The 12,816-nt window shown below is 34.0% G+C and carries 11 protein-coding genes, 2 pseudogenes and 1 riboswitch; of the genes and pseudogenes, 6 read left to right on the top strand and 7 right to left on the bottom strand.

Annotated elements, in window-relative coordinates; genetic code table 11:
• Positions 1-110 precede the first annotated feature (110 nt).
• From IPJ23_01150 to IPJ23_01165, 4 genes are all read right to left on the bottom strand, one after another.
• Positions 111-2,594: a T9SS type A sorting domain-containing protein gene (locus IPJ23_01150; GenBank protein ID MBK7629339.1), complete on the bottom strand. Its 2,484-nt coding sequence runs from the start codon at positions 2,592-2,594 to the stop codon at positions 111-113.
• A 135-nt stretch (positions 2,595-2,729) separates the two neighbouring features.
• Positions 2,730-3,500 carry a succinate dehydrogenase/fumarate reductase iron-sulfur subunit gene (locus tag IPJ23_01155; protein MBK7629340.1) on the bottom strand — a complete coding sequence of 257 codons (771 nt, stop codon included), beginning with the start codon at positions 3,498-3,500 and terminating at the stop codon, positions 2,730-2,732.
• Positions 3,500-5,410 (bottom strand): fumarate reductase/succinate dehydrogenase flavoprotein subunit, encoded by a 1,911-nt coding sequence (locus tag IPJ23_01160; protein ID MBK7629341.1) that lies wholly within the window; start codon positions 5,408-5,410, stop codon positions 3,500-3,502. Before IPJ23_01160 ends, IPJ23_01155 begins: the two co-directional genes overlap by 1 nt.
• Complete coding sequence (locus tag IPJ23_01165) at positions 5,410-6,081, bottom strand: succinate dehydrogenase cytochrome b subunit (GenBank protein ID MBK7629342.1); 672 nt, start codon at positions 6,079-6,081, stop codon at positions 5,410-5,412. The genes IPJ23_01160 and IPJ23_01165 overlap by 1 nt, the downstream gene beginning before the upstream one ends.
• Positions 6,082-6,333: 252 nt before the next feature.
• A riboswitch (cobalamin riboswitch) is annotated at positions 6,334-6,649 on the top strand.
• Positions 6,650-6,761: 112 nt separating this feature from the next.
• On the opposite strand from IPJ23_01165, the gene IPJ23_01170 reads away from it, so the two are divergent.
• The 5 genes and pseudogenes from IPJ23_01170 (at position 6,762) to IPJ23_01190 (ending at position 9,364) form a co-directional block, all read left to right on the top strand.
• Positions 6,762-7,901, top strand: a complete 1,140-nt coding sequence (locus tag IPJ23_01170; GenBank protein MBK7629343.1) for a TonB-dependent receptor — start codon at positions 6,762-6,764, stop codon at positions 7,899-7,901.
• Entirely contained in the window at positions 7,879-8,220 is a 342-nt protein-coding gene (locus tag IPJ23_01175) for a TonB-dependent receptor (GenBank protein ID MBK7629344.1), read from the top strand. The genes IPJ23_01170 and IPJ23_01175 overlap by 23 nt, the downstream gene beginning before the upstream one ends.
• Positions 8,221-8,233: 13 nt before the next feature.
• On the top strand, positions 8,234-8,533 hold the full coding sequence (locus IPJ23_01180) for a TonB-dependent receptor (protein MBK7629345.1): 300 nt from the start codon (positions 8,234-8,236) through the stop codon (positions 8,531-8,533).
• On the top strand, positions 8,530-8,709 hold the full coding sequence (locus IPJ23_01185; protein ID MBK7629346.1) for a TonB-dependent receptor: 180 nt from the start codon (positions 8,530-8,532) through the stop codon (positions 8,707-8,709). Before IPJ23_01180 ends, IPJ23_01185 begins: the two co-directional genes overlap by 4 nt.
• Before the next feature lie 134 nt (positions 8,710-8,843).
• Positions 8,844-9,364, top strand: a pseudogene (locus IPJ23_01190) (hypothetical protein).
• An 85-nt stretch (positions 9,365-9,449) separates the two neighbouring features.
• Here the strand turns inward: IPJ23_01190 and IPJ23_01195 are convergent.
• The 3 genes and pseudogenes from IPJ23_01195 to IPJ23_01205 form a co-directional block, all read right to left on the bottom strand.
• Complete coding sequence (locus tag IPJ23_01195; GenBank protein MBK7629347.1) at positions 9,450-9,662, bottom strand: T9SS type A sorting domain-containing protein; 213 nt, start codon at positions 9,660-9,662, stop codon at positions 9,450-9,452.
• Between the two features lie 140 nt (positions 9,663-9,802).
• Positions 9,803-10,153, bottom strand: a complete 351-nt coding sequence (locus IPJ23_01200) for a hypothetical protein (GenBank protein MBK7629348.1) — start codon at positions 10,151-10,153, stop codon at positions 9,803-9,805.
• 307 nt (positions 10,154-10,460) lie between these two features.
• A pseudogene (locus IPJ23_01205) lies at positions 10,461-11,443 on the bottom strand (ATP-grasp domain-containing protein).
• Positions 11,444-11,593: 150 nt separating this feature from the next.
• On the opposite strand from IPJ23_01205, the gene IPJ23_01210 reads away from it, so the two are divergent.
• On the top strand, positions 11,594-11,989 hold the full coding sequence (locus tag IPJ23_01210) for a hypothetical protein (GenBank protein MBK7629349.1): 396 nt from the start codon (positions 11,594-11,596) through the stop codon (positions 11,987-11,989).
• Positions 11,990-12,816: the final 827 nt, after the last annotated feature.

Genomic DNA, 12,816 nt, shown 5'->3' on the forward strand with positions numbered 1-12,816 from the left:
ATAATTCTCTTCTAGTTTGATTGTAGGGCTAAAAATATAAAAAAATCCCGATTAAGACTAAACCATACTTTGGTTAGTAAATCGGGATTTCAAGTAAATCTTTTCCTAAATCATCTTAATAAAATCATTTTCCTAGAATTAACAAAACTACCAGCCTGTAATTTATAAATGTAAACGCCGCTTGCAAACTTTGAAGCATCAAATACCTTCTCATATCTTCCGGCTTTCATATTTTCATTAACTAGTGTTGTTACTCTCTGTCCAAGAATATCATATATCTCCATGCTAACTAATCCATCTTCCGGAAGATCGAATTTTATTGTTGTAATTGGATTGAAAGGGTTGGGGTAGTTTTGTTCTAAAGAAAATTTTGTTGGGGTACCTATTTCAACTTCAATTGTATTTGAGTATTCAAACATTCCATTGTAGTCTATTTGCTTTAATCTGTATCGATATTTCCCAGCGCCCAAATTTTTATCAATAAAAGAATAGATATACGGCTCAGTAGAAGTTCCTCTCCCATCCATAAAGCCTATCTGGTTCCATATCCTTTTGTCATTTGATTTTTCAATTTCAAATCCTTTATTATTCAATTCGGTGACAATCTTCCAATGTAAAATTACTTTATTATCATTGTATGTACCACTGAATGAAGTTAATTCTACGGGCACATAACTAGTATCAAAATAGCTGTATATTAAACCATTGTAACCAATTGCATAGCCTAAATAATTTAACTGGGCTTGAAATTTTCTTAAACCTACATTTCTTAAGCCTAATATTTCTTGCCAGGTATCACCGCTGTCATTTGTTTCATATACCCCATCTCCCATAATAAAACCATGTGTATCTGAAAGCCAGCCGAAATTCCTTATTATGTATTGTGAATTTATCTGCTCAATCCAAGTATCACCCGAATCGTCTGATTTATATAATGACAAAAATTCTATTATAAATCCTTTCAAACCATTAAAATAAATATCGTTACTAAAAAAGACAGGTATATCCGTTCTCTGAATCCAGTTTTGCCCTCCGTCATTTGTTTGCCAAACATACCTGCTTGTTGCCCACCCGTTTAAGCTGTCAACAAAAAATATACTTGTATAACTATCTGCCGGTAGCGTTATCTGTGTAATCCAATTCTCTCCTTTATCTGTAGTTTTATAAATTGTACCGCTGTGTATTGCCCAACCAGTATTTTGATTTATAAAAAATATTTTCCCTGCTCCTGTAGTTCCATTCGTAGGATACCAACTCTCTCCTCCATCTGTTGTTTTGTATATAGAATTGCTGGCCCCTATAAATCCGGTTAAACTGTCAAGAAATAATAAATCAACTCCATCCGGTGCACCAGTAACAATTTCCCAGCTTATTCCTCCATCTATACTTTTGTACAATCCATTATTGTTAGAATAACCAAAACTACTTATTACAAATCCTTTCTGTTCATTTACAAAAAATACATCTGAGAAATTGTCGTTTATTATTATTCGGCTCCAAACATCAAAGTTACTTTCTGCTTTGTTGATATTTAACGCGGTTCCCGCACTGTAACCAATATTATTTTGTTTCATAAATTGTAATTCATAATTATCTGTTATTCCTTGTAAAGTGGTCCAATCCTGTCCTCTATTCGTTGTTTTCCTTGCAGATACATTTGTCATTACAAGGTAACCTGTATCAGGGTTTACATATTGGATACAATTGACTGCTTCAAATGTTAAAGGTCCTCCATTTACCCAGGTATATCCACCATCGCTGCTGTAAATATTTTTACCTCGATAGCTTGTTCCACCATATCCTGCAGCAGCTATATGCAGACTGTCTATTGCATCAATACTAAATAATGCCTGGTTATCTCCGGCTTGTATTATTTCCCAGTTATTTCCGCCATCAGTTGTTTTTAATACTTTTCCATTCGCGGCAATAAAACCATACTGTTCAGAAAGAAAATCTATCCACCAGTAATCAGAAGTGTAGCCGGGTGTTAATATTTGTTGCCAGGTTTGCCCACCATCTGTTGTTTTAATAAGTGAATTAGATGTTCCGCAAGCCCAACCAAGAGTATCGTTTAACATCCGCAATCCCCAGAAATCTCCTGTTACCGTGCTTAGTATTTGTGTAAATGTTTCTCCGCCATCAGTTGAGCGGAGAATTATTCCTCCAAATCCGCTGGCTAATACAACTTGTCCATCATAACTTCTAACTTTTAGTATTGGATTTGTTGTGTTCGTTTCCTTTGTTGCCCACGTTTGTCCGCCGTCCGTTGTTTTAATTAATGCTCCTAGATTTCCACAAGCCCAGCCTGTATCTTTATTTACAAAATGAATACCCAGGTAATCAACTCGGGGAATTTTGGGATTTAGTTCTGTCCAAACGCCTGTGCTTTGTAATGGAAACTTGCTTCGTTTTTCTTCAGAAAGATTTTTACCAAAATACTTATCTTCATAGCTAATGTAGTTTTCACTCAACTCAATTCCGCGCCTATATTGTGTTGGCTTGGTTGTATCTGTTAAGGATTGGTTTAAATTTTCTTGCGGATAAATAACTTGACTAATTAGAAGTGATAACAGAAGAAAACAAAAGTTTTTCATTTTTTATTCCCGTTGTCTAATACAAACGTAAGGAATGAAAACTATATAGGCAATTTTTTTTAGATGAATTTTTCAAAGATTTTAAACAAAAAAGGCGATTTAAATAAATCGCCTTCGTATAATATTTCTTATCTGCTAAGCTTCAACTTCTTTAGATTTTACTTTTGCAATCATAAAGTCTCTGTTCATTCTGGCGATATTTGTAACAGAAATACCTTTAGGGCATTCAGCTTCGCAAGCATAAGTATTTGTACAGCTTCCAAATCCAAGATCATCCATAACTTTTACCATTTTCTCAACTCTCATGTATCGTTCAGGCTGCCCTTGCGGTAGCAAAGCGTACTGAGAAACTTTAGCAGAAACAAATAACATAGCACTTGCATTTTTGCAGCTAGCCACACAAGCTCCGCATCCAATACAAGCTGCAGCATCCATTGCTAAACTTGAAACTTCTTTTTGGATCGGAATTGCATTTCCATCGGGAACTCCACCCGTATTTATTGAAACATATCCCCCAGCCTGAAGTATTTCATCAAAACCAGATCGATCAACCATCAAATCTTTTATAACAGGAAAAGCCTTAGCTCTGAATGGTTCAACCCAAATTGTTTCACCATCTTTAAAATTACGCATGTGTAACTGGCAAGTTGCAATTTTGGGTAATGGACCGTGGGCGTGCCCATTAATTACAAGTCCGCAAGTTCCACAAATACCTTCGCGGCAATCACTTTCAAAATGTATTGCTTCTTCGCCTTTTAATTCGAGAGTATTATTTAACTCATCAAGCATTTCAAGGAAAGATGCATCAGGAGAAACCTGAACTTTGTATGCGGCAAAACTACCTACAGATTTATTGTTTTTCTGTCTCCAGATATTAAGCGTAAGGTTTAATTTCTTTGCTTCCATTATTTGTAACTCCTAATTGCCTGTTTAACATATTCATACTTCAGTTCTTCTTTGTGAAGATTCCATTTATTCTCGCCTGCAAACTCCCACGCAGCAACGTAAGAATAATTTTCATCATCACGTTTAGCTTCGCCGTCTTCAAATTGATATTCTTCACGGAAATGTCCGCCGCAAGATTCTTTTCGATCAAGTGCATCAAGTGCCATAAGTTCGCCAAGCTCAAAATAATCAACTAATCTACCAGCCCGCTCTAACGTTTGATTTACATCATCACCACTACCAGGAATAGTAACATTTTTCCAGAATTCTTCTTTTACTTTTCTTATTTCTTCGATTGTTTTTTTCAAACCAGCTTCATTTCTTCCCATACCAACATTATCCCACATAATTCTACCAAGCTGTTTATGTAAATCATCAACAGTTCGATTTCCTTTTATGGAAAGAAGTTTGTTTGTTAAATCTGTTACTTCTTTAGCAACTTTTTCAAATTCAGGATGATCAGTTTTTACTAAAGTTGGTTTATCGCCGGCAAGATAATTTCCCATTGTGTAAGGAATAACAAAATAACCATCTGCCAAGCCTTGCATAAGTGCAGATGCACCCAAACGGTTTGCACCGTGATCTGAGAAGTTTGCTTCTCCAAGTACAAATAATCCGGGAACATTACTCATTAAATTATAATCTACCCACAATCCGCCCATTGTATAATGCGGCGCGGGATAAATCATCATTGGAGATTTGTATGGATTTTCTCCTGTAATTGTTTCATAGATCTCAAACAAATTACCATAACGTTCTTCAATTACTTTTTGTCCCAAACGATTTATTGCATCCTTAAAATCAAGGTAAACAGCCTCACCGCCTTTTACACCTCTTCCTTCATCACAAACTTCTTTTGCTGCACGTGATGAAATATCTCTTGGAGCTAAATTTCCAAACGAAGGATATTTTCTTTCAAGATAATAATCTCTTTCGTCTTCAGGAATATCAGAAGGATTTCTCATATCCCCTTTTTTCTTTGATACCCAAACTCTTCCATCATTACGTAAAGATTCACTCATCAATGTAAGTTTAGATTGTGATTCGCCGTGTAATGGTAAACAGGTTGGATGGATTTGTGTAAAACAAGGATTTGCAAAATAAGCTCCGCGTTTATGTGCACGCCAGATTGCAGTTGCGTTACAGTTCATTGCATTTGTTGATAAGAAAAACACGTTTGAGTATCCACCGGTTGCAAGTACAACTGCGTGTGCGGAATATTTTTCAATCTCGCCAGTTAATAAATTTCTTACAACAATTCCTTTGGCAGCGCCATCAACAACCACAACATCAAGCATTTCTCTTCTTAAATACAATTTAACAGAACCTTTATCAACTTGTCTGTTTAAAGCACTAACTGCACCAAGTAACAATTGTTGACCCGTTTGGCCTCTTGCATAAAAAGTTCTGGAAACCTGCGCACCTCCGAATGAACGGTTATCAAGTAATCCACCGTAATCTCTAGCAAATGGAACACCTTGAGCAACACATTGATCAATAATGTTTCCGCTTACTTCTGCAAGACGATGAACATTTGCTTCACGTGCACGAAAATCTCCGCCCTTAACCGTATCATAAAATAATCTATAGGTTGAGTCACCATCATTTTGATAATTCTTGGAAGCATTTATTCCACCTTGAGCAGCAATACTGTGTGCTCTTCTTGCACTATCGTGAAAAGTAAACGCCTTAACATTATATCCAAGCTCGCCAAGTGAAGCTGCGGCTGAAGCACCAGCTAAACCTGTTCCAACAACAATTATATCAAATTTTCTTTTGTTAGCAGGATTAACCAGTTTCATGTTGAATTTATGGTTAGTCCATTTTTCTGAAATATTTCCTTGGGGAATTTTTGAATCTAGCTTTGCCATTAGTTACCTCCTCCTAATAAAAAATAAAGTGGCATTGAGGCAAATCCTAAAGCCATAATAATTGCATAAACAGTTCCAAGTTTTTTAATTATTGGAAAATATTTTATGTGATTCCAACCAAAAGTTTGGAATGCACTTTGGAAGCCATGGTTAAGATGAAATCCTAAAAGTAAAACTGCGATTATGTAAAGAATAGCATACCACCAAATATTAAAAAAGTAAACAACAACATCGTAATATTGATGGTGAGTTGCATAACCTAATGGATCGTAAATGTTAAATCTCCAAAAAAATGTTCCTAAATGCAGCACAAGAAAAATGAAAACTATTGAACCCGTAACGAACATTGTTCGGGAAAATAATGTACTGTTTTCTGAAGAGCCATTTACCTTGTACGTAACTCCGCGTGCTTTTTTATTTTCGATCCACAATCTAACTCCGTTAAATATGTGCAGAACAAAAACTGCAAGCAGAACAACCTCAATAACTCGAATCAACGGTTTGATTGTATCGAGTGCTGATACATAGGCATTAAAAGCACTTGGCCCAAAGAACAAAGTTATATTTCCAATCAAATGAACGATTAAAAATATTAGCAGAAAACTCCCTGTAACAGCCATCATAAATTTTTTGCCGATAGAAGAGTTTAAGAATTTTAAAAACCAGCCCATTAAAAGCTCCTTTTAATTGAAGAATGATTTATAGCTGATGTGAAATTAAAGTTTAAATTTTGAAATGTGTGTGAACAAACGGGTGAATAAGATTTTAGGATTTTAATCAGAAACATCTGCGAATAAATAAAATTGATAATTAACAATAAATCTTACATGCAACTTAGAAAAAAAGTTATAGGTGGAAAGTAAATCCATAATTTTTTTTTAAGATTGTTTGAGGTAAAAATATTAAACTTATTTTAGGCATAGTTCTTTGAATCAATTTACGGTGTCCCAATCCCCAGTTAAACGGGATAATGGGAAATTATAGGGAAGTATGGTGAGATGTATTTTGTCATCCTAAACCTGACTGCCGTAAGGCAGGCTCGTTTCTGTATCTAAGATTCCGAAACAAGTTCAGAATGACTAATTACAAATCAATTCCGTCGCTGTCGCGCAACTGTGAATAGCAACTTTGTTGCAATGTTAAATTTTAGATCTTAAATGATCAATGAATCTCATTTAACACTTAACATTGAGCATTTTGTTAGAAGCCAGGAGACCTGCCGTAGATAATAATTAATCAACCTTCGCGCAAAAGGTAAGGTTTACGATGGTCTCTTAAAATCTCCATTCGTTTTATCTAAACTTTTTAATCCGCGAAGTTACTTTTAACATTTTTATATGGAGTAACTTCAATGCACAAAACAATATTTCTCTTTGCTCTTTTTCTTTTCAGTTTTCATCAAACTTTTCCTCAAGAATCTATTATTCAAAAAACCGATACGGCTGGATATTATAAACTTAGTGAAGTAGTAGTTTCTGCAACAAAAACTAATGCTAACACATTGCAGCTTGCGAACTCAATTTCTGTAATTGATGCTGAACAAATTATAAACAGCAACTCAAACAATGTATTTGATGTACTAAGAAACGAAACCGGCATCAGTTTTACAAGACAAGGCGGTAATGGAACATTATCAAATATTTACATTCGCGGTTCAAACTCATCGCACACTTTGGTTTTGATTGATGGCGTGGAAGTTAATCTTACTAATGACCCTTCAGGTGTTTATGATTTTTCCGCATTACCTGTTGATAATATTGAACGGATCGAGGTCTTACGCGGTCCGCAATCAACACTTTACGGATCTGATGCACTTGCTGGAGTAATCAATATCATTACAAAAAAAGGCGATGGTTCTCCAAAATTCTCTTTACTGACAGAAGGCGGCAGTTACAATACTTATAAAGGAGTAATTGGATTAAATGGATCAACTCATAAATTGAAATATTCCCTTGCACTGAGCAGAACAGGCAGCGATGGATTTTCTGCAGCCTCGGAAAAATATGGCAATACTGAAAAAGATGGTTATACTTTTAATAATTTTACTTCTGTTTTGGGATATGATTTTAGTGAAAATGCAGAGATAAATCTCTACACAAGATTTTTAAAATCAGAATCTGATAATGATCAAATTGGCGGAATGTTTGGTGATGACCCAACATATAAAACGAAGCAAGAAGAATTATCTGCTCGCGGGGAAGGAAAAATAAAATTATTAAATGGTGATTGGAAACAGAAACTTGGCTTAACTTTTATTAGAAATGTTAGGAAAAATTCTTTTGATACTTCATCTACCAGCGCTTATTATTCTAATGCTTTATATGATGGAAGAAGATATAAAATTGATTGGCAAAATGATTTTCAACTCAATAAAGCAAATCTTTTAACAGCCGGAATTGAATTTGAAATTGAAGAATCAGCTTCAGAATACTACTCATTCAATTATATTTTGCTTCCGGATTATGCAAGTGTTATTCAAAAAAGATGCTAATACAATTAGTGCATTTTTACAGGATCAAATAAAATTTGAGGAAAGTTTTTTTATAACTCTGGGTACGAGAATAGATCACCACAATAAATTCGGTTCTCAATTTACTTACAGAATTGCACCTTCATATATGCTTTGGGAAACGGGCACAAAATTTAAAGCAACAATTGGAACTGGTTTTAAAGCCCCATCATTATACTATTTGTATGACCCTGCTTATGGAAATGAAAATTTAAATCCTGAAGAAAGTTTTGGTTGGGATTTTGGTATTGAGCAATTTTATTCAAACAAAATTTTTCTCTGGGAACAACTTTTTCTATAATAAGTTTAGTGATATGTTTGGCTTTGATTATACAACTTTTAAAACTATTAATATTAAACAAGCGGTAACAAAAGGGTTTGAATTATTTCTACAAGCAGAGCCACTAGATGACTTGAGGCTAAAAGCCAACTATACTTTTACTGATGCACGAGATGTTAGTCCAAACTCTTCAGATTTTGATACTAAGTTGCTACGCCGTCCAAGAAATAAAGTCGGATTGTTTGCAAGTTATTCATTTGTTCCAAAGACAAATGTTAATGCAGAAGTTATTTGGGTTGGACCAAGAGAGGATATTGATTTTCCACATATCTGAGAACGGAGCTTAAAGGATATGTCCTTCTTAATTTAGCTGCCCACTATGATGTTTTTGATTTCTTAAGAATAAATGTCCGGGTCGAAAATCTTTTAAATACTGATTATGAAGAGGTATTTGGTTACGCCACTCCGGGTTTATCGTTTTATGGCGGAATTAAGTTGAGTATAGAGTAAAAATTATGTAAAAAGATTTTTTTTGAATTTTTAATTTTGACTTTTGAATTATTTAACCTTTATCTTTGAACTAATTATAAACAGAAATATTTTTTATAAGATTTTAATTGAAAGGAAACACGATGACTGATCAAATGAAGAAAATTACGCCAAACTTTTGGGTAGTTGCTCTGATGGTTTTTGCAGCAGCTTTTGTAAGATTACTTCCACATCCACCAAACTTTGCACCAATAGCTGCGATGGCTTTATTTGGCGGTGCGTATTTTAGCAAAAAATCTTTTGCGTTTGCAATTCCACTTATTGCAATATTTTTAACAGACTTGATAATTGGAATTTATTCCTACGCTTGGATTGTATATATAAGCTTTGCTTTAATTGTTGTACTAGGAATTTTTATGTTGAAAAGTGAGTGTAAAAAATTAATATTCGCTTCAGTAACAGCTTCAATTAGCTTCTTTGTAATTACAAACTTTGGAGTTTGGGCACTCGGAACATTGTATCCCAAAACTCCCGCAGGATTAATGGCAAGCTACACAGCAGCAATTCCGTTTTTCCAAAATTCTTTAATTGGAGATTTATTTTTGTTGGAGTGATGTTTGGAGTTTATGAGTTAATAAAACATAAAGTTCCAGCGCTTGCAAAAGTAAAAGCTTGACCTCACCCTTTGTTTCCCTCTCCTTGGCAAGGAGAGGGATTAAACTGATTCAGAAATGAATCGGGTTTTGTTTTAAACTTAATAATTACTTCAGCAACAACATTTTTTTACTGTTAGTATACCCATTTACGTGCAAAGTGTAAATGTAAATACCGCTTAGTAAGTTTGCTGCCTTAAATTCAATTGAATATTCTCCAGCAGCTTTTGTTTCATTTACTAACTCTGCGACTTCACTTCCTAAAATATCAATCACCTTTATTTTAACTAAACCCTCATCTTTCAATATATAGTTAATAATTGTACTTGGATTGAAAGGGTTAGGATAGTTTTGTTAAAGAACTATTTTTCAGGAACTATTTCTTGCTTTTCATTCACCGAAACTATTGTGTCATATTGTATCCCATCTATTATAGCTCCCTGTAAAATCCAATAACTCCATTAATAATGTCGTTCCTCAATAAGACCAATACCTTTAGCAAGTCTTGCACCATAAAACCAAATTGTATCTCCATCCGCAGTTCCTCCATAGTCAAATTCCATAACATCACGGGGCTGACCAAATATGTTCATTATTCTTATTCGGTTAAAACGAACAAATTGTTCAAGATATAACCCATCACAAATTTTCCAAATAGTATTATCAGTTTCATTTAGATGGAAAATACTGGCCTCATAAGGTGTATTTCCACCACAAGTATCACCCCAAAATGGTCCGCCATATCTTGCTATAACTCTTAATAAAGAATCAATCCTTTTAGGTACGATAGATGAAATATTATATAAATTCACCAAACTATAATAATAATATCCATCTATGACTGTATCTCCAATAATTTTTCTGTAGAAATAGCATTACTTTCATTTCTATATTGCCATAAGTTGCCAATCTTTAAAGGAAAAAATCTTTTTTGTAGTATCAATTTGGGGATAAATAAGTGATGTTATCATTAAAGCAAAAGAAGATAAATAATTATCCAAACTCTCATTACAATCTCTTTAAAATTTAATGTCAACTAAAGAATATTTAAATGTTAAAATCAAGTAATCGACAAAACAAAAGAATTACAACAATTTTCTAAATACTAAATACTAAAATTTATTTCTTCCTCTTCCCTCTTTGATAAGCAAGCATAACAATTTTCTTAAGCGCCATTCCGTAAGACAACCCACCATAACTTGCAGAGCGCATAAATCCTGCGCCTTCTGTTAAATCAGGATTTGGATTTACTTCCAGTACAAAAACTTCTTCATCACTGTTTACACGCATATCAACACGGGCATAATCCCGTGTGCCCATAACTTTAAATGCTTTAAGCGCAGTTTCTTTTAGTTTATTTTCCAATCTCATAGGAATTTTTGCAGGACAAATCGGAATTGTTTTATGATATGATTCGTGGTGCGGATCCCACTTAGCCTGGTAACTAACAATATTATGAAGATGATCAGGCATTTTACTAAAATCAATTTCACTAATTGGTAAAACTTTTGGTCTTAAATCGCCCATAACAGAAACATTAAACTCTCGTCCTTCAACAAATTCTTCCACCAAAGCAGGCTGAACAAAATATTTAAAACATAGTCCAATCTTTTAAGAGCTTCCTTGTTGTACACAATAGATTCATTTTCGATACCAACGCTTGCATCCTCAAAAGCAGGTTTAACTATTACAGGAAATTTTGGATTAAGATTCATCTCGTCTGGCATTTCTTTAAAAAGTTGGTATTTGGCAGTATTAATTCCATTATAGTTAAGCAACTTTTTTGTAAGAAATTTATTTTGGCAATTTGCAAGAGTTAAAGTTGGGGCTCCTATATGCAACACCTAATAATTCATAAAGCCCAACCATATTCATTTCCAAACGCGGTCTATCTTTATAAATCTCAACAAAATTAAAGATTACGTCAGGTTTGCTTTTTTAATTTCATTTAATAAAAGATGAATATCATCCTTAAGATTTAATGTGTGAGCATCAAAACCAAGCTTTTTAAGCCTTTTTGTCATAATCTCAAACTCTTCCATTGGAGTAAGTTCATCAACTTCAAAATAAGGTATAAAATCAAGCTCAGGAGTTGGTTTAATCGTTTTGTGGTAAAACTCGGCGTGTGCCTCATTATAGAGTACTAAAACTTTTAATTTTTTTCTTTCATATTTAAAAAATACCCAAAATCACTTGTAAAAAAAACTTCATTTGATAATGTTTACACTGTTTCAAAATCAATAAAAGATAAAATGAGTTTTTACCCACAACCTTATAAATATCAATGCGGACCATTCGCACTTAAATATGCACTTGTAATGTTAGGAAGATTTGAAAGTGAAAATCAAATTGGAATTAAAGCAGGAAGTACATGGTGGTATGGTACTGATGAAATCGGTTTAGCAAAGCAGCCAAAATTTTATAATTGCAAGATGAAATATTTCGAAGGAAAACCAGATGATGCAATTAAGGCTTTGGTTGAACAATTAAAGAAAGGTTACCCCTGTGTTCTTAGTGTTGATAATTGGGAACACTGGTTAACTGTTGTAAACTATCAACAAAGAAAATTTATTGTAACCGATAGCTCGCTTGATAAAGTTGTAACCATTTACACCAAACCAACTCTTAAAAAGATGGAAATATTTTGAGGAAGAGGATGAGGAAATTAGTTATGATGGTTATGCAATAATTCCACAATATAAGGTTACTACAAAGGCAAAGTTTACTTTGGAGCAGGCAAGATTTGTTATGGATACTGCAACCAAAACTTGCAAATAAATGGGATACTTATTTTAACGATATGATTGCTATCTGCCATCCAAGGCACGCAAATGCAACTCATTTAATCTCTTTCAGAGATTTTTTAAGGAGATTTGAAAAGGTATTAGTAACACAAGTTGCTAATTGGCACGGCTCACCAAATCACAGAGGTTAAAAGATGTTAAAGAAACTTTCCGGTTTGATAGCGGACGTGGCGGCAGTCTTGTTATTCACGCAGATGAACAGAAAAAGCTTTGATCGATCTTGTACTGTTTAGTGATGTATGCATCTTGGCAAATATACCTGGGATGGATGAAATATACTAGTTCAATTCATGTTTTGGAAAATGTTATTTCAGAGGAATAACTTGACTGAGAATGCTGTCAATAAATAATTCAGATTTCTCCCTCCTGCCTACCGCAGAGTAAGGTCGCGATCAGAAATGACTACCCAATATTCTTTTTATTATTACTAGCTTGATGGGTCTCCATTATGAAAAAAAATCCTTTGACAAAGAAAGTATTGTATGAAGAGAAACCTAATATTCTAAAAAGATACTACTGCACACTTTTAATAATCGATTTGCGAAGGGCGAGGAATTTCTTCCGATAATCAAAATTAGCGAAACAAGTTTAGGAAAGCCACTGTTTTTAAGCTGATTAAAAACTTCAGAAACAATGAAGACTCCCAAGGTTCATTTTTACAGAACAATATC

The sequence above is a fragment of the Ignavibacteriales bacterium genome (genome assembly GCA_016709765.1).
Classification (GTDB): domain Bacteria; phylum Bacteroidota; class Ignavibacteria; order Ignavibacteriales; family Ignavibacteriaceae; genus IGN3.

Bases quoted from the DNA above. Each gene is read 5' to 3' on its own strand.
- IPJ23_01150 (MBK7629339.1), bottom strand. From the start codon at position 2,594: ATGAAAAACTTTTGTTTTCTTCTGTTATCACTTCTAATTAGTCAAGTT.
- IPJ23_01155 (MBK7629340.1), bottom strand. From the start codon at position 3,500: ATGGAAGCAAAGAAATTAAACCTTACGCTTAATATCTGGAGACAGAAA.
- IPJ23_01160 (MBK7629341.1), bottom strand. From the start codon at position 5,410: ATGGCAAAGCTAGATTCAAAAATTCCCCAAGGAAATATTTCAGAAAAA.
- IPJ23_01165 (MBK7629342.1), bottom strand. From the start codon at position 6,081: ATGGGCTGGTTTTTAAAATTCTTAAACTCTTCTATCGGCAAAAAATTT.
- IPJ23_01170 (MBK7629343.1), top strand. From the start codon at position 6,762: ATGCACAAAACAATATTTCTCTTTGCTCTTTTTCTTTTCAGTTTTCAT.
- IPJ23_01180 (MBK7629345.1), top strand. From the start codon at position 8,234: ATGTTTGGCTTTGATTATACAACTTTTAAAACTATTAATATTAAACAA.
- IPJ23_01210 (MBK7629349.1), top strand. From the start codon at position 11,594: ATGAGTTTTTACCCACAACCTTATAAATATCAATGCGGACCATTCGCA.